The 17924-nt window shown below is 37.4% G+C and carries 17 protein-coding genes and 2 pseudogenes; 3 read left to right on the top strand and 16 right to left on the bottom strand.

Annotated features, from left to right (window positions below; all coding sequences use genetic code 11):
* The first annotated feature begins 119 nt into the window (after positions 1–119).
* Both ftsA and ftsZ read left to right on the top strand, forming a co-directional pair.
* On the top strand, positions 120–1547 hold the full coding sequence (ftsA, locus tag F3H01_RS04180; protein WP_103589435.1) for a cell division protein FtsA: 1428 nt from the start codon (positions 120–122) through the stop codon (positions 1545–1547).
* Positions 1548–1561: 14 nt separating this feature from the next.
* On the top strand, positions 1562–2701 hold the full coding sequence (ftsZ, locus tag F3H01_RS04175) for a cell division protein FtsZ (RefSeq protein WP_021090604.1): 1140 nt from the start codon (positions 1562–1564) through the stop codon (positions 2699–2701).
* Positions 2702–2791: 90 nt separating this feature from the next.
* Here the strand turns inward: ftsZ and F3H01_RS04170 are convergent, their stop codons facing one another.
* From F3H01_RS04170 to rpmH, 16 genes and pseudogenes are all read right to left on the bottom strand, one after another.
* Positions 2792–3085, bottom strand: coding sequence for a metal-sulfur cluster assembly factor (locus F3H01_RS04170; RefSeq protein ID WP_021091019.1), 294 nt, complete (start codon positions 3083–3085; stop codon positions 2792–2794).
* 3 nt (positions 3086–3088) lie between these two features.
* The gene (locus F3H01_RS04165; protein WP_149724951.1) at positions 3089–4279 is read right to left on the bottom strand and encodes a peptidase M50; all 1191 of its coding nucleotides are present in this window, start codon (positions 4277–4279) and stop codon (positions 3089–3091) included.
* Position 4280: 1 nt separating this feature from the next.
* Positions 4281–4619, bottom strand: coding sequence for a hypothetical protein (locus tag F3H01_RS04160; protein WP_087576898.1), 339 nt, complete (start codon positions 4617–4619; stop codon positions 4281–4283).
* Positions 4620–4692: 73 nt separating this feature from the next.
* Positions 4693–5733 carry a peptide-methionine (R)-S-oxide reductase MsrB gene (gene msrB, locus F3H01_RS04155; protein WP_103593169.1) on the bottom strand — a complete coding sequence of 347 codons (1041 nt, stop codon included), beginning with the start codon at positions 5731–5733 and terminating at the stop codon, positions 4693–4695.
* Positions 5734–5813: 80 nt separating this feature from the next.
* Positions 5814–7346, bottom strand: a complete 1533-nt coding sequence (gene purH / locus F3H01_RS04150; RefSeq protein WP_149724950.1) for a bifunctional phosphoribosylaminoimidazolecarboxamide formyltransferase/IMP cyclohydrolase — start codon at positions 7344–7346, stop codon at positions 5814–5816.
* 22 nt (positions 7347–7368) lie between these two features.
* Positions 7369–7941, bottom strand: a complete 573-nt coding sequence (locus F3H01_RS04145; protein WP_149724949.1) for a hypothetical protein — start codon at positions 7939–7941, stop codon at positions 7369–7371.
* The gene (locus tag F3H01_RS04140) at positions 7942–8685 is read right to left on the bottom strand and encodes a TerB family tellurite resistance protein (RefSeq protein ID WP_149724948.1); all 744 of its coding nucleotides are present in this window, start codon (positions 8683–8685) and stop codon (positions 7942–7944) included. It abuts the gene before it with no gap.
* 3 nt (positions 8686–8688) lie between these two features.
* Positions 8689–9750 carry an SDH family Clp fold serine proteinase gene (locus F3H01_RS04135; RefSeq protein WP_107695291.1) on the bottom strand — a complete coding sequence of 354 codons (1062 nt, stop codon included), beginning with the start codon at positions 9748–9750 and terminating at the stop codon, positions 8689–8691.
* A gap of 3 nt (positions 9751–9753) precedes the next feature.
* Positions 9754–11943: a phosphoribosylformylglycinamidine synthase subunit PurL gene (gene purL, locus F3H01_RS04130; protein ID WP_149724947.1), complete on the bottom strand. Its 2190-nt coding sequence runs from the start codon at positions 11941–11943 to the stop codon at positions 9754–9756.
* A 271-nt stretch (positions 11944–12214) separates the two neighbouring features.
* Positions 12215–12802, bottom strand: a pseudogene (locus tag F3H01_RS04125) (NAD(P)H-dependent oxidoreductase).
* Between the two features lie 42 nt (positions 12803–12844).
* Positions 12845–14170, bottom strand: a complete 1326-nt coding sequence (gene mnmE, locus F3H01_RS04120; protein WP_149724946.1) for a tRNA uridine-5-carboxymethylaminomethyl(34) synthesis GTPase MnmE — start codon at positions 14168–14170, stop codon at positions 12845–12847.
* Positions 14167–15228: a Jag N-terminal domain-containing protein gene (locus tag F3H01_RS04115; RefSeq protein ID WP_149724945.1), complete on the bottom strand. Its 1062-nt coding sequence runs from the start codon at positions 15226–15228 to the stop codon at positions 14167–14169. The genes mnmE and F3H01_RS04115 overlap by 4 nt, the downstream gene beginning before the upstream one ends.
* Positions 15228–16781, bottom strand: a complete 1554-nt coding sequence (gene yidC / locus F3H01_RS04110) for a membrane protein insertase YidC (protein ID WP_149724944.1) — start codon at positions 16779–16781, stop codon at positions 15228–15230. The genes F3H01_RS04115 and yidC overlap by 1 nt, the downstream gene beginning before the upstream one ends.
* Position 16782: 1 nt before the next feature.
* A complete protein-coding gene (yidD, locus tag F3H01_RS04105) occupies positions 16783–17124 on the bottom strand; it encodes a membrane protein insertion efficiency factor YidD (protein WP_149724943.1) in 342 nt (113 codons plus the stop codon).
* On the bottom strand, positions 17121–17456 hold the full coding sequence (gene rnpA, locus F3H01_RS04100; RefSeq protein WP_072594909.1) for a ribonuclease P protein component: 336 nt from the start codon (positions 17454–17456) through the stop codon (positions 17121–17123). Before rnpA ends, yidD begins: the two co-directional genes overlap by 4 nt.
* Positions 17444–17578 carry a 50S ribosomal protein L34 gene (rpmH, locus tag F3H01_RS04095; RefSeq protein ID WP_002940373.1) on the bottom strand — a complete coding sequence of 45 codons (135 nt, stop codon included), beginning with the start codon at positions 17576–17578 and terminating at the stop codon, positions 17444–17446. The genes rnpA and rpmH overlap by 13 nt, the downstream gene beginning before the upstream one ends.
* A gap of 122 nt (positions 17579–17700) precedes the next feature.
* On the opposite strand from rpmH, the pseudogene F3H01_RS09405 reads away from it, so the two are divergent.
* Positions 17701–17924: pseudogene (locus tag F3H01_RS09405) on the top strand (uracil-DNA glycosylase); the annotation flags it as partial.

The raw sequence follows: 17924 nt of genomic DNA, 5'->3' as shown, positions 1-17924 counted from the left end.
ATAAGCAAATAACACAGCAGAACGTTACAATGCTTAAAAATAATGAGCTAATAAAAGATTTAACAAACAAACTTAAAAAATACTATGAAGTTAAAGAATATATCAAAAGGTAATTTATCTTGAGTACAAAAATTTTAGGTATAGATATCGGCTCTTTCCAGATTTGTGCAGTAATAGCACAACATGATGAAAATGGTATTAAGATAATTGGAATTGGAACTGAAAAAACGCAGGGAATAAGAAAAGGTGTTATAACTAATATTGAACAAGCTGCAAAGTCGATAAAAAATGCATTGATAGAAGCACAAAGAGTTGCAGGAACACGCTATGAAAAAGTCATAGTTTCTATTTCTGGTGCGTATACAAAAAGCGTTGATAGTAGCGGTGTAGTAAATATACCAAATCATGAAATAGGTATAAAAGAGATTGAGCGTGCTATGCAAATGGCCGATCATACGGCTGACATACCTCATGAATATGAAAAACTACATGTGCTTCCTTATAATTTTAAAGTAGATGGGCAAGAACATATTGAAGATCCAATAGGTATGAACGGTAGTAGGCTAGAAGTTCAAACACATATTGTTACAGTACAAAAGTCATCTATTAGCAACCTAAGAAAAGCCGTAAATTTAGCAGGTGTTCAACTAGATAATATAGTGCTTTCAGGATATGCTTCTGCGATAGCAACATTAACAAAAGATGAGAAAGAACTTGGTGCCGCACTTGTTGATATGGGTGGTGCGACTTGTAATCTTGTGGTACATTCTGGAAATTCTATAAGATACAATGAATTTTTACCTGTTGGCTCAGCAAACATTACAAATGATCTTTCTATGGCTCTGCATACACCTCTTCCAAAGGCAGAAGAGATAAAATTAGGTTATGGCGCTTTAATAAATAAGTCAGTTGATTTAATAGAGCTCCCGATCCTTGGAGATGAAACAAAAAGCCACGAAGTTTCACTAGACATAATATCAAATGTTATATATGCCAGAGCAGAAGAAACCCTTATGGTACTTGCTAAGATGCTAGAAGATAGCGGCTATAAAGATAGCATTGGTGCTGGAATAATACTTACTGGCGGCATGACTAAGCTAGAAGGTATTAGGGATCTTGCATCTGCGATATTTGATAAAATGCCAGTTCGTATAGCAAAACCAAAAGAAATGGATGGATTATTTGAAATTTTAAGAGACCCAGCAAATTCTTGTGCTATAGGGCTTTGTTTGTATGGTGCTGGCAACTTTAGCCCATACGAGATTGATTCTGAGAAAAAAATGAGATACCAAGGGGAAATAGCCTCAAAACCGAAAGTAAATTTTAGAAATGTTTTTGTAGAAGAAGAAAATGTACAAAATTTTGGACAAGAGGTGCAGGATCCAAATGAAAAAGAGGATAGTTTTTCTGATAAAGATTTTGAATTAGAGATAGCAAATAAATCAAAAAACAAAGAAGAGCTTGCCAATATTGCAGATATTAGCAAACAAGAAAAAAAGCCAAATGCTTTTGCAAAATTTTGGTATAGTATTACACAATTATTTTAAGGAGAATTTCAAAAATGAGTAGCTTCACAGTAGAAGAAAATAAAAGCATCTATGGTGCAAAGATAAAAGTCGTAGGTGTAGGTGGAGGTGGTGGCAATATGGTCAACCACATAATAAGAGTTAATCCAAATTTAAATATAGATCTTATTGTTGCTAATACAGATGCTAAGGCTCTTGAAAATTCTCTTGCACATACAAAAATACAGCTTGGAGAAAAGACAACAAAAGGTCTAGGTGCAGGCATGAGACCTGAAATAGGAAAAGCCGCTGCTGAAGAGAGCTACGATGAAGTAAAAAGTGCACTTGAGACATCAGATATAGTTTTCATTGGTACAGGACTTGGTGGTGGAACTGGTACAGGTGCAGCTCCAGTAGTTGCTCAAGCTGCAAAAGATATTGGTGCACTAACAGTTGCAGTTGTTACCATGCCTTTTATGTTTGAAGGAAAAAAACGTAGAAAACTGGCTGATTGTGGCCTTGAAGAGCTCAGGAAAGAAAGCGATTCTATTGTAGTCATTCCAAACGATAAACTCTTAACACTAATTGATAAAAATGCTGGTATAAAAGAAAGCTTTGAAATGGTTGATGAAGTACTTGCAAGAGCCGTCAATGGTATGAGTACGATCGTACTTGACTCAGGAAAAAGCGATATAAATCTAGACTTTGCAGATGTTAGAACGATTATGAGCCATAGAGGACTAGCTTTAATGGGTGTTGGCGAAGCAAGTGGCGAGGATGCAGCGCAAGAAGCTATAAAAAATGCTATACAATCACCACTTCTTGATAACATGACAATAAATGGTGCATTTGGTATTTTAGTTCATTTTAGAATAAGCCCTAGTTGTCCACTAGCTGATATCAATAATGCGATGAGTATTATTCATGAGGCAGCAGATGAAGATGCTGAAATTATATTTGGTACAACAACTGATGATAAAATAGAAGACAATAAAGTTGAAGTTACAATAATAGCCACAGGTTTTCAAAGCTCACAAAAAGAAACTGAAAAAAAAGATGAAGTACAAACTTCTAATGCAAGCGATATCATAAAAAAAGAGCGTATATTAAGACTTAAAAAAGTTAGTGGTGGATATGACGAAGACTATATGTCACAACTTGATGTGCCATCATTTATGCGCCATCAAATGGACTAATAAAAAAACAAACTCCTTAAAATTTCTAGAGAGCTTTTGCTCTCTAGCTTATTAAAAATTTACAAACTTTCAAATCTAAAAACTTAAAATTTAAACTCCAAGTTGTGCTTTTACAAAATCGCTTGCCATTTGTATATTCCACTCAGGCTCCCAGACAAGATCGATCTCACACTCTTTGACACCTTCTATATCAAGCACGGCAGTTTCTACCCAGCCAAGTATCATTTCATGTAGTGGGCAAGATTTGGTTGAAAGCGTCATAGTAACTTTTGCTTTGCCATTTTCATCGCAGCTCGCATCGTATATAAGTCCAAGCGAAACGATATCAAAGCCAACTTCTGGATCAACTATATTTGACAGTGCGTTATAAATTTTTTCTTTCATTTTTTATCCTTTAAAACCAGTAAATCTAAAAATATTTATTATATTTATTGATAGTAAAACTATACTAAGAGCTATAAACATCATACCAGCTTGCACTAAAATTTCTAGTTCAAAGCAAGTTGAGAAAAGATAGCAAAGAAGCGAGATAGCATTAAAAGCTATACCAAAATAAGCTATCTTTTTTAGTATCATGGCATCAAGAAGTGGCACTTTTACCTTTCCGACAAAAGGTGCTACGTAGTGATACCATATGAGAAATGGTGCGATCTTGTAAAGATGAGCTACGATAAAAGCAAATAAAAAGCCATATATTAAAAAATATGCAGCTAAATTTAATTTGTCTAAAGCTATAAAAACAGCAGCACCAAGCAAAGCCACCAACGAAAGCACTATATTTACATTCCAGTAATCATACGCCTTTCTAACGCGCTTTTTTAAAATATAAAGTGCTTGAGCTATAAAAAGTAAAGCCGCCACACATATTGACAAAATAGACAAATTTTCATTAAAAGCTAGTAAGATGCCACCCAAAATATAGCATGCTAGTGAGGCCTTGCTAAGTGTAAATTTTAGATCGTGAGCCAATGCAAACATAGGTAAGAGTACGCTAGCAGCTCCAAGTATCACAAGAAATACAAAACCTAGCACAAAATAGACGTGAAATTTTAGTGTCATCTCAAAATCAAGCATCAGCGTGCCACTAAGTATCATAAGCAAGCAAAAACCAAGCGTTATTCCAATTACCAAAAAGATAGCTGAAACAAAAAGTGCAAAGGCCGCAAAGCTCTTTTTTTCATTATCCATAAAGCTTAGTGCATAAGTCGTAGCAAAAAAGGCAAGTGAGCAAAAAAGCAAAACTCCACTAATTTGTAAAATTTTAGCCTCAGCAAATAACATCCCGTAGCACATACCCAGCAATGATAGACAAAAAATAACCAAATTTAAAATAGCACCTTTTGCGGTAAAAAATGGCTTTTCTAAGATGACTGAGGTTAGCTGATAGAGTGCTCCAATGATAATGCTCATAACAAAGCCAACAAAAAATATATGCAAAAAACCAGCTGTATTTAGTGACCTAATCGCATCAAAATCTGCATAAAAGAATGCTGGCACACTTAATGCTAAAAAGAAAATTCCAGCAATAAAATATCCACCAACTAACTTAAATGGTGGTGCATAAGTATTTAAAAGCATCTTAGTGACAAAGACTCGTATCTACGTCTTCTATGTTTGCACCGTCTTTTAGGCTAAAAATCATCTTTACAGCCCCACCATCTATATCTTCACGCTCTATGTCAAAGCTCTTATCTATCTTTGGTATAAGACCAGCTGGAAATTTATGATTTAGCATCATAATTTTTGTGTTTTTATCAGCAAATTTAATAGCGATTAATGCATTGACCATTGGCTCTGGCGGCACGCAAGGACGTGAGTCAAAGCCAACAAAATTTACACCATTTTCATTAAATTTATAAAATGGCACGGTTGCACCATCAACACTAAATTGCTCCGCATTTTTGAAAAAATCGCTCATTTTTTCTCCTTTTAATTTTGGAGAATTATACTCTGATTAAACTTTTTAAACTATTGATTTGCTTCAACAAAAGCTATTTTACGTAAGGTATAAATTCCTCGTATCCAAGTCTAGCCATATCTTCAAGCGGTATAAATTTAAGGCTCGCACCGTTTATGCAATATCTTAGCCCACCCTTATCGCTTGGGCCATCGTCAAAAACATGCCCAAGGTGCGCGTCACTATTTTGAGACTTAACTTCGACCCTTTTCATCATAAACGAGTTGTCCTCCTTATATGAAAGAGCTGTTGTTGTGATAGGCTTTGTAAAGCTTGGCCAGCCACATCCTGCATCAAATTTATCTGCACTTGAGAAAAGTGGCTTTCCGCTCGTTATATCTACATAAATACCTTTTTGATCAAATTTATCATACTCACTGCTAAATGGCCTCTCAGTCGCTGCTTCTTGCGTCACGGCATACTGCTCGCTACTTAAATTTTTCTTTAGCTCATCTTTACTAAGCGGCTTAAATTTTGCCTCATCGTAAAGCGGTTTATCAGCTAAACCTAGGTCAATGTGACAATATCCAAAAGGATTTTTATCAAGATAGTCTTGATGATACTCCTCACCTAAGACGAAATTTTTAAGTGGCGCCACCTCAACCACGATCTTATCTTTAAATTTCTTTTGCTCTATTTTCATAAAGCTCTCTATCGTTGGCAGATCACTTTCGCTCACATAGTAAATTCCGCTTCTATACTGCCTACCGACGTCATTGCCTTGTTTATTTAGCGATGTCGGGTCGATCACTCTAAAAAAGTGAGCCAAAATTTCAGCTAAAGCGACTCTATTTTCGTCGTATTTTACATAAAGTGTCTCAGCATGATCGCTCTCATGAAGCTCGCGGTAGCTAGTATTTTCGCTCTTGCCATTTGCGTAGCCTACCTTTGTATCCACTACACCAAATATCTTTTTAAAATATCCCTGCATACCCCAAAAGCAACCACCTGCTAGATAAATTTCTTTTAATTTTTGCCCTGCCATCGTCTGCTCCTTTATAAGCTCATCTTTTGCCATCAAATTTAGACCAAAAAACATTGCCGCCATTAAGATAAATTTTAAGATCTTTTTCATTCTATCTCCTTTTGTTTTTGAAAGATTATACGAAAATTAAAGTTATAAAGTGTGAAGAAAGGGGCAAGCGCCCCTAAATTTTAGTGTAAAAAGTGTCTAACGCCAGTAAAGTATAGCGACATGCCATGCTCATTGGCAGCCTCTATCACCTCATCATCTCTGATGCTACCGCCTGGCTCGATGACGCATTTTACGCCCACTTTGCTAGCGATGTCGATACTATCTCTAAACGGAAAGAACGCCTCACTTGCAAGTACGCAGCCGCTTAGATCGATCTTTAGCTCTTTTGCCTTTGCCACGGCTGCACGAGCAGCATCAACGCGGCTTGTCATACCCATGCCAATAGCTACCATAGCGCCATCTTTTACGTAAACTACACAGTTGCTCTTCGTTAGTGCAGCCACTTTCCACGCAATCTGAGCATCTTTTAGCTCACTACCAGTTGCAAATTTCTTGCTCATTTGCTTCATATTTTCAAGCTCTTCGTCCTTTACATAGTCTCTTTCTTGAAATACAAATCCACCATCAACGTGTTTAAAGTCAAATTTATCATTTGAGCGAACTAAAAATTTATTGTCTTGAGTGAAAATTTTGATGCGTTTTTTACTCTCAAATACTTTAAGCGCGGCATCATCGACATTTGCAGCGATGATGACCTCAACATAAATTTCATTTATCTTTTTAGCAAGCTCCTCGTCAAGCGTGCCATTTATCGCGACCACGCCGCCGTAAGCTGATATCGGATCACATTTAAGCGCTGCCACGTAGCTTTCAAGCAAAGTATCTTTTACAGCAAAACCACAAGGATTAGCATGCTTGATGATAGCCACTGCTGGAGCATCATCAAAGCTAGTTGCAAGCATCAATGCACCATTTATATCGGTCATATTATTGAAACTTGCCTCGCCTTTTAGAGCTCTAAAGTTATTTGTAAAGAAATAATCAAACTCGTAAAGTGCCCCTTTTTGGTGTGGATTTTCTCCGTATCTTGTATCAAAAACCTTGCTTCCCACGATAAATCTAGCATCGCCAAAACCACCATTAAATCTATCATTCATATAGTTTGCGATCATACTATCATAAGCTGCTGTGTGCTCGAATGCCTTTATCATCAGCGATCTTCTAAACTCATAATCATCGCTTTTTTCTCTTAGGCGCTTTAAAATTTCATCGTAGTCAAGTACGTTTGTGACTATGAGCACGTCTTTAAAATTTTTAGCCGCACTTCTTACCATAGCTGGGCCGCCGATGTCGATATTTTCGATGATCTCGGCAAAGTCATCAGTCCTGATGGTAGTCTCTTTAAATGGATATAAATTTACGCAAACTAGGTCAATGCCCTCGATGCCATACTCCTTTGCCTGAGCCACGTGCCTAGCGTCGTCGCGTTTGTGCAAGATGCCACCATGGATCTTTGGATGAAGGGTCTTTACCCTGCCCTCAAACATCTCAGGTGACGCCGTAAATTCGCTAACTTCAGTCGCTTTGATACCATTTTCTTTTAAAAGCTTAAATGTACCGCCAGTTGAAAGTATCTGCCAGCCAAGCTCTTCCAGCCCCTTTGCAAACTCTACAATGCCCTCTTTATCGCTAACGCTAAGCAATGCTCTCATTTTTTCTCCTTTATTAAATTTTTTATCTTTTTGTTAAACACATACCTTTTACAAGCAGAAGCTGCCCCATTTTTATATCCTTTGCGATATTCTTTATCGATAAGACTTCTAGCGTAACCATAACATTTGTAGCCGCATCTATATAATAGTCTTTTCTCTCTACAAAGTTTTCACGCTTTTGACCAACAATATCAACGCTAAAGGCATAGCTTGAAATTTGATTGCCGTCAAAATATCTCGCATCTAATACGCTTAAATTTACAGGTTCCTCTTTCTCAAGCGCCTCGCATATCGGCTTTTTCGAACTAAATTTCATCATCTTTATGCCGCGATCATACGAAAAGATATACTCACTAATTTCATTTAATTTTTTTGCTTGAACTGACATAATGTCGCTCTTGTTGCCATCTTTATCGACAAATACTATACTCACATTGCTATCTTTAACATCGTAGTTGCTGATGACTAACCTTTGATCTTGATAAAGCTCGCTTTGCGTAAGCTTAAATTTTATCTCTTTTCCATCGACATTTACCACTTTAAAATCATTACAAAAGCCAGCCACTGCTAGCAGCAAAATAATAAATTTCTTCATCTAAGCTCCAAATTTCTCTTTCAAACGCCCATAAGCCTCGTTTATCTCCTGAAGCTTTTTAGTTGAGCGCTCGATCACCTCTTTACTCTCGCCCCTACCCATTAAGATATCAGGATGATACTGCCTTACAAGCTCTTTGTAACGAGCTTTTACCTCTTCAAGACTTGCATTTTTACTAAGTCCTAAAACCTCAAACGCATCTTTTTCTTGGACCATTTCATCGAGATTTGTATCAAATCTTGAGCCATAAAAGCTATCAAATTTAAAGATGATCTCATCAAGTGTTTCTTTATCAATGCCAAATCCATAAGCGATATTTCTTATAACATCTTGCTCACTTTTGTTAAATTCTCCATCGATGTAGGCTAAATTTAGAAAAAATGTGAGTCTGGCGACACATGTATCGTAGTTTAGATTAAAAGCACTCTTGTAGTTTCTAGCGGTTTCGTAGGCGTTATCTACATTTTCTTTTTGGCTCTTATAAACCTCTTTTAGATACTCACGCACACCGCTAACACCGCTAACTTTCTGGCTTAGATCATCTAGCACTTGAGTGATCAGCCTAGCCTCTAGCTCGCTAACTCTGCCATCACTTTTAGCTACTTTTGCAAGCAATGCCACAAGAAATTTAGCCTCACCAAAGGCTAAATTTTCTCTTTTTCCTTGTGAAGCATTGCCGCTTTTATAGACAGAAAAAAGCGAATAAAAAGCGACAAAAAGAACAATGTAAAAGATAAAATTCATAAATTACCACAAGTGATAGATAGTATTTTTTATTTTGCCATTTACTAGCTCGTTTTTACGCCAAGAGCTCTCGTCATTCATCACATTCCAGCGACGCTCTTCAGGGCGGTAGAACCAGTCTTTATCTATCTGATAGTAAATTTGCTTGCCATTTGTTTCGATGATGTTTGCAATATTGTTATCGTGGTAGCTATTTTCATCGTAGTCAGTAAAAGCCCGCTGTCCCATCTCAGAGTAAAGTAGCGTTAGCTCCTGAAGCATTTCATTTAGATCATCATCCATCTTTTTTACATGAAGGCCGATCTCGTGCGCCTCTCTAAAGAGGATCGGATATTCGTGAGCTGGATAGTCGCCATTTAGCCTTTCAGAAATTTCTGCGATCTTTTTATCATCATCGATGTGATACCTAAGAAGCTCGGTGCAAATCTTAAGCGATAGCGAGCTAGCACGGTCAACCGCACCAAAGACTAGTGGATGAATATACTCATAAAGTGAGTTATAAGGGTTTGTGTCGTTTGGTCTATCTTTATCTTGCTCTTTCCAAAGCTTGACCACACGACTAAGTTCGTCCATCGAAACGCTCACAAGCTCATTGCCTTTGTTTGTCGGGCTAAGCTCGTGTTTGAGTGAAGTATCAACAGGCGTTAGATAGGCAAGCGGTCCCATGACAATCTCATTTGCGCCAAGTGCCATCATGGTAGCAGCTGAGGCGCAGTTTGCAGGTATTAGGGCTATTAAATTTTTGCAGTAATTTCTAAGTGTGGTGATGATCCTAAGAGCGGCAATACCGCTTCCACCATCACTTTTTATAAAAAGATAAGCAGTATCTATCTTTTTACCCTTTAAAATTTCATACATAGCACTTGCGTCGTTGCCGCAAACGCTACCAGCGTTTGAATTATAGTAAGTTATCAAAGTAGCGTTTAGTCTTTTTTCGATTGATTTTATTAAATTTTGTGTCTTACTAAAAAGCACTGGCGGCTTTGCTACGCCTCGTTTTTCAACTTGTTCTGCTTCCTTTTGCTCATTTTCAGCCTCAGCGACCTTGCCCTTTTTCAAAGCCATTTTTTAATCCTCTTTTCTAACTATTTTTGCAAACTCATTTAGATAAATTTCTCTTATCTCGTCTACGCTCTCATCAATATCATTTAGTTTAAATCTTCTGCCGCCACTAACGCCGATCTTTTCAAATTTCACACCAAATTTAGCAGCAAGCGCTTCAAATTTAACCTCGTCTTTCACGCTAACAACTGCTCTTGAAAAGCTTTCATCAAAGATAAAATTTGACTCTTTAAATTTCGCTTCGCAGTTTACGCCGATATTTGAAATACTAGCCATTTTTGCTAGCGTAATAGCAAGACCGCCTACGCCTACGCTATTTGCAAACTCTAAAATTTGCTCTTTATTTGCTTCAATCACTAGGTCCCAAAGGGCTCGCTCAGCTTTATAATCAACCTCTTTTAGCTTACCGCCAACCACATTAAATAGCGCCTTTGCATAAAGTGAAGCTGCAAATTCTCCACTTGTATCACCAAGCAGGTAAATTGCCCTGCCCTCGCTTAAAAATGTGCTTTTTAGATTTAAGTTTGCATCCTCATTTACGCCAACTGTGACAATGGCTGGTGTCGGATAGACGCTCACGCCGTCGGTGTCGTTGTAAAGGCTCACGTTGCCGCTAACGACTGGTGTATTTAGCTCACGGCAAGCCTCTTTTATGCCTTCACATCCCTCTTTAAACTGCCACATAACCTCTGGATTTTGCGGGTTGCCGTAGTTTAGGCAGTCGGTGATCGCAAGTGGCACAGCGCCACTCATCGCTACCTTTCTACCAGCTGCCGCGACGGCTCTTGCAGCGCCAATTTTAGGATCAACAAAATTTGCTCTAGGATCGCACTGCGCAGCCATAGAGACGGCCTTTTTAGTGCCTTTTACTCTAATACTTGCGGCGCCTAAGTGACCAGGCTGTTTTATAGTATTTGTCTGAATATTTGCGTCGTATTGATCGTAGATAAAGCTTTTATTTAGTACCTCTGGCTCTTTTAAAAGCTTGAAAAATGCAGTTTTATTATCAACATTATTTGGAATTTTTAAATTTGCAATCTCATCAAGGTATTTTGGACGTGTGACTGGACGATCAAGCACCGGAGCTGCCTCGCTAAGTGGGCCAATAGGGATTTCGCCTGCAAGCTCACCATGCCAGTAAAGCTGCATCACGCCACTACTTGTGACCTCGCCGATGATCTCAGCGTCAAGGTCCCACTTTCTAAAAATTTCAAGCACCTTTTGCTCATAACCCTTTTTGGCGCATATTAGCATACGCTCTTGAGACTCGCTTAGCATCAGCTCATAAGGCGTCATGCCAACTTCGCGCATCGGCACGCGGTCTAGATACATCTTCATACCACTGCCACTTCTGCCAGCCATCTCAAAGCTAGAGCTTGTAAGCCCTGCTGCACCCATATCTTGGATGCCGATGATGTAGTCTTTTTTAAAGAGCTCTAAGCACGCCTCCATAAGCAGCTTTTCGGCAAATGGGTCGCCCACTTGCACCGTTGGGCGAAGTGATTTGTTTTCGTCGTTAAAGCTATCACTCGCCATCACAGCACCTCCAAGTCCGTCTCTACCGGTCTTTGAGCCCACGTAAATGACTGGATTGCCTAAACCTTCAGCCTTGCCGTAGAAAATTTCATCACTTTTGCAAAGACCAAGCGCAAAAGCGTTGATTAGGATGTTGCCATTAAAGCTAGGATCAAAGGTAGTTTCGCCACCGATCGTTGGGATACCCATGCAGTTGCCATAGTGTCCGATACCTGCGACACTTCCTTTTAGTAGATATCTATGTTTTTTAGCCAGCTCACTTTCGCCTCTTATCTCACCAAAACGAAGCGAGTTCATATTCGCAACGACTCTTGCGCCCATCGTAAAGACATCTCTTAAAATTCCACCAACGCCAGTTGCAGCGCCCTGAAACGGCTCGATAAAGCTTGGATGGTTGTGACTCTCCATCTTAAACACAGCAGCAACCCCGTCTCCAACGTCGATGACGCCGGCATTTTCACCAGGTCCTTGGATGACCCAAGGCGCCTTTGTCGGAAAGCCGTTTAGGTATTTTTTGCTTGATTTGTAGCTGCAGTGCTCGCTCCACATCGCTGAAAATATGCCAAGCTCTAGCAAATTTGGCTCGCGTCCTAAAATTTTTAAGATCTCCTCATACTCTTCGTCGCTGATTTTATGTGCTTGTATGGTAGCTTTATCCATTGATGTAACCTTTTAAGAATTTTAAGCCATTTTACAATCTTGCTTATAAAAAGTTACTAAAAAGCCTTTTGAAATTTAGCAGAATAAAGCATTATTGAGAGAATTTTGCCTACTTTGATAAGGCCTTTTTATATTAGCATTTTAAAATTTATGCCAGTGTTTTATTTTTACTAATATGGCAATAAAAAGTGGCAAAATTTTCAAACCTAGCTCGTAGCTATTTTGTTGCCACTTTTATTTATGTTTGCAGTTTTGTTTCTATTTTAAATTTCTATTTCGTATTTTTAAAAACTTTTTCAAGATGCGCTTCGTACTCTTTTAGATATCTTGGCACATCTGGCATCTTTATCACGTCGTAGCAGACAAAATATGGAAGTGGCTTCATGCCCAAAAACTCATTTGCCTTTCTAAAATGATAATAAACTCCATCGATCCCGCACGCATCAAAAAACTCATTTGGATCGCTAAATGCCTCAGCTGGGGCATTCCAAGTAAGGCTTAGCATAAATTTCTTCTCATTTAGCAAGCCACCCTTGCCGTAGTTTTTAGTTGGATCGACCCTGTGTCTGCCATCGCTCGTATAAAGCTTGCCGTGGCCTGCAGTAAAGACCTCATCGATATATTTTTTCACTATCCAAGGCTCGCCCATCCACCAAGCTGGCATCTGCCAAACTACTGCGTCCATCCATAGAAATTTCTCGACTTCAGCCTCTATATCATAGCCATGATCTATTGTAGTTTGCTTTATCTCGTGACCCATTTTTGCGAGATTTTCGCACGCAAGATCGTGAAGTGTTTAATTGAGCTTGCCATCTGAATGGGTAAATTTTTTGCCACCATTTATAAGTAAAATTTTCATTCTCTCTCCTTTAAAAAACGAAAATTTTAACCAAAAAAACTATCATTTTCCTAAACAAAAATGGCTAAACATCTCGTCTAAAATTTCACTTCTCTCAAATGGCTTTGTGATGCTTGAAAGCGCCTTTATCGCACTATTTAGCTCATAAGCAAAAATTTCTAGCTCATCTTCATTTAGCCTTAAAAATGCTCTTCTTAAAGCCTCGCTCGCCTCTTTGCAACTTAAAATTTGGCGGTTTGAGCTTAGCATGATCTCGTCGGTGTCTTGCGTCTTGAGGTAGCTTTCAAGCTCTTTTAAAACTACGCTTGTATCGGTTTTTGCTGAAATTTTGATAGCGCCCTCTAGCTCTATGTCAAATTTAAACGCCAGATCGCTTTTGTTTAGGATAAAAAAGGCTTTTTTATTTGAGTTAGAAACAAGCCTAATTATCTCTTTGTCTTGCTCGTCGCTTGGATTTGAGCCATCAAAAACAGCTAGGATGATGTCAGCTTCGTTTATGGCAGAGATTGAGTAGTTTATGCCGATTTGCTCGATCCTTCCAGCATCTTTTCTGATACCAGCGGTATCTATTATGCGAACTAGATGTGAGCCGATCTTGAAATTTTCTTCTATTCTATCTCTGGTCGTGCCAGCCTCGTCGCTAACGATCGCTCTCTCGTATGCCAAAAATGAGTTTAAAATGGAGCTTTTGCCAACATTTGGCTTACCAACGATAGCAATCTTAAAGCCATCGATCAGCCCTCTTCTTTGCTCGCTAAGAGTGGCTATGCGCTCTAGTTTCTCGCTATTTTTTAAAAGCATCTGTTTAGTCTGCTCTAGTAAATTTGTAGGCAGATCATCATCAGCATAGTCAATCATCGTCTCAACAAAGGCAAGAGTTTTTACAACTTCGCTTCTGATCTCTCCTACAAATTTACTAAGATCGCCTTGCATCTGGCGAGTCAAAATTTTAGCAGCGATCTCACTTTTTGAAGTGATGAGCCCTTGCATAGCCTCAGCCTTAGCTAGATCCATCTTGCCATTTAAAAATGCTCGCTTGCTAAACTCGCCTGGCATAGCAAGCCTCGCACCAGCTCTTACTAGCTCATTTAAAATTCTCTCGCTCACCATCACACCACCATGAGTTTGAAATTCGACGATATCCTCGCCTGTAAAGCTTGCTGGAGCTTTAAAATATATAACGATGCCTTCGTCTAAAATTTCATCATCAAGGGAGTATATTTTGGCTAGTTTTGCGTATCTTGGCTCTAAATTTGAAAGTTTAAGAAGTTTTAAAGAGATGCTTAGAGCATCCTTACCGCTAAGCCTTACGATAGAAACTGAGCCGATGCCATAAGCTGTGGCAAGGGCTGCGATAGTTTCACTCATTTTTTGAAAAAGTCATTTACGACGACAAATTTGCCGTCATTGCCACTTTTTATACCGACATATTTATCTGGAAATTTCTCGCGAAGCTTCTCAAGTGCGATCTTAACTAAAACCCCATCAAGTGGCTTTGTTTGAGCTCTACCACTATTTTGCACACGCTCGATCACGCCATTTAGATACTGATCCATCATCGCTTCTTGATTTTGCAAAAATTGCGCGATCTCTAGACGGATAGCGAGGTTGTATTTTGAATTTAGCCAGTTATAAAGCATATAAGATATCGCTTTATACCTATAACCTTCTTTACCTATAAGTAGAGCCGCATCAGCTCCATCAAGCTCTATAAGTACCGTTTCATCGTCAAATTTGCTAACTTCAATTTTACTAATATCAAAACAACTTGCCTTAAAAAGACGGTTCATGCCATCTTTAATCTCAGGTAAAATTTTATCAAAGTCGATTGTTGCTTTTTCTTTTTTTTCTTTTTGTAAAGCTTGAGCCGCACTCTCTTCATCAGTTTGGTTAAAATTTTCAATAATAGAATTATCTAAAATATTTTTAGGAGCATTTTTACTAGCTTGTGGCTCCTTTATTTCTTTTGGCTCATCAAGTCTCTTTATCACATATCCTGGTTCAGCTTCTTCTTCACTCTTTTGAACAAATGCATCTTTAGCTAGAACTTCATTTTTTTCACTTAAATTTGACTTTTCATTTTTATGCTCTTTTTGCTCAAATTTAGTTTCGCTTTTTTCATCTCTATATTTTTTAGAACCTCGCTTTTTATCACAATGATCGTGTTTTTTAGCTTGCTTTTTATCCTCTTTTATAGCCTCGTTCTCATCATTTTTTTTAACAAAATTTTTATCATTTTTTGGCTTGTGTTGTGGTTTTGGCTGATTTTCTAAATTTGCTTCAATGATCGCACTTCTTTTAAAAAATCCCAAAAAACCACTGCTTGGATGCTGTAAAACTTTTATATCCAGCTGAGTTACTGAGCAGTTAAGCTGCTCAGCTGCCTTTTGAAATGCCTCTTGAAGAGTATTTGCTTCTATTTTCATTAAGCCTTTACCTCCGCAGCTTTTTTATGTTTTTCAAAAAGTTTATTTACAAATACTTGCTGAACAACTGAGCAAACGTTATTTACAAACCAGTAAAGTGTAAGACCAGCTGGGAATGTCACAAAGAAAAATGTAAATATAAGAGGTAAAAATTTCATCACCTTTTCTTGCATAGGATCAGTAAATGTCGTTGGTGTAAGCTTTTGTTGTAAAAACATCGTTAGCCCCATCAAGATAGGTAACACAAAATATGGATCCATTACCGAAAGATCGTGTATCCAAAGTACCCAAGGAGCACCTTTTAGCTCGATCGCATTTAGCAAGACGCGGTAGATCGCAAAAAATACCGGAATTTGAAGCAAGATCGGCAAGCAGCCACCCATCGGATTTGCACCATGCTTTTTATAAAGCTCCATCATATGAACTTGCAACTTTTGCTTATCGTCTTTGTATTTTGCTTGAAGCTCTTTTACCTTTGGAGCAAGCTCTTTAAGCTTATTCATAGATAACATACCCTTATATGTAAGTGGAAATAAAACTATCCTTATAACAAGCGTTAGCACAACTATTGCCCAACCCCAGTTGCCAATGTAATTATGTAAGAAATTTAAAAATGCAAACATCGGTTTTGCTATGAATGTAAACCAACCATACTCAATAACATCATTTAGTCTCTCGTCCATCGAACTTAAAATTTTATGCTCTTTTGGTCCGATATATGCGCCTAATTTTAAATTATCATTTGCCTTTACAAAAAGAATAGGATTATTGTTAGAATCTTTGTCTACGGCTACTTCAAATGGCTTTTCAAATGAGTAAAATAGCGTTGTGTAATATCTATCAGATGCGGCCGCTATTGTGGTATTTGCATAGTTTTTAACCTCTTTGGCATCACCGTCTTCAATAATATTTAGGCTATCATCCGTGTTTCTAAGCATCACGCCATGAACTGTATAGCTATCTACTGCGATGTTTGGCCTAAAACCAGGAGTGATGAAATAATCAACATTTTTACTTAAATTTACTTCAACTTCATATCTGCCATTTGGGTAAAATTTGATATTTTTTATGACTGTAACTCCATCTAAATTTTGAGTAAGTTTTATAGTTTTAGGCTCACTGCTAGCATCTATCTCACTAGCGTCACTACTATATGCAACCTTAAAAGCATCGGTATTTAGCGTACTATCGTTAAATCTAAGCTCAAGTGGCAATGGATTTTGCGAAACAAGCTCTATTTTGTTACCATCTTCAGTTTTGTATTTCTCTTCAGTTAAGTAGAATTTTGAAATTCTTCCTAGCTTATCTATTTTTGCTTCGTAGCTTTGACCTTTGATAGTAGCGATTATCTCATTTGAAGCTAAATTTTCATTTGATTTTGATGTATTTTGATTTATATTTGGAGCTTTATTTTGATCTATTGCTTGAGACATTGTAGTTTGGTTTTGCTCAGGCACCACTCTTTTTGGCATAAAAAAATCATACACTATAAAAAAAACAATAGATAAAAGCGCTGCAAGAAGCAACCTTTTTTGCATAGACATCTGTTCCATTTTAATTTTTTTCCTTTAATTTATCTAATACTTTTACGACATAAAATTTACCATTCTGACAAGGGACAAACCAAAAATTTACATTTCTGGTATCACTTTTTTGAGATATAAAACATAAGTTAAATTTTTTGTAGATGATTGGGTAGTTGATACCGCCTTTAAAAAGTTGATTGCATCTTAAAATTCGCATAAATGTTGCAAAAAAAGCAGAAAAAAAACTATTTGTTTGAAATTCCCAAATCGCGTATTGTGAGCAAGCCGGGTAATAGCGACAGCTTTTTGGTAGAAGTATGGAAATATATTTTTGATAAAAAGCGATAGCTTTAATCGCAATTTTTTTCATTTTAAACATCCCATTTTTTTTGTAGACCAACTTAAATTTTTACAAATTTTTTCAAATGAAATTTCTGTAATTCCATTTTTTGCGATCATAATATATGTGCCATCTTTTAATTCACTAGAAATGTTAAAAAAAGCGGCTCTCAAAAGTCTTTTAGCTCTATTTCTAACTACCGCTTTTCCTACTTTTTTACTAGCAACTACTGCTATTTTTTTTTCATTTGTTGGTTTATAAAAAACAATGCAAGCATCACAATGCCACTTGCTAGCCTCTTTATAAACTTGAGAGAATTCTTTTGAGCCGCTTAACGACTCAAAACCAGCTAAGCAGCCAATCTTTTTCTACCTTTAGCACGTCTAGCGTTTATTACTTTTCGGCCATTTTTAGTTTTCATTCTTAAGCGAAAGCCATGAGTGCGTTTTTTAGGGGTTTTATGAGGCTGATAAGTCCTTTTCATTTCTATCCTTAAAGTTAATATAAAAAGTGGGATTTTATCAAAGCAATACTTAAATTCCTTTGAATAACTTAGCTTAAAAAGCCATAACTCAAACTTTAAGCAAATCAAGTTATAATCCAAAAATGAATTTTAATAAAGACAATAGGCTTTTAAAAAAATTATTTTTCTTAAAACTAATTGGCTACAAGTTTATTGATAAAAATTTTCTTAGTCTAAGCAATTATCATGATTACAACAATATTGATGAGCTAAACCGCGAAGTAAAAAAATGCTCTCTTTGCTCTTTGCGAAATAGCTCAAAAGGCGTAACAGCTGGCATCGGCAATGAAAATAGCAAAATCATGTT

The sequence above is a fragment of the Campylobacter concisus genome, from assembly GCF_902460875.1.
In the GTDB taxonomy this organism is placed as follows: domain Bacteria; phylum Campylobacterota; class Campylobacteria; order Campylobacterales; family Campylobacteraceae; genus Campylobacter_A; species Campylobacter_A concisus_AA.
This window is presented reverse-complemented; position numbering and strand designations above follow the sequence as displayed.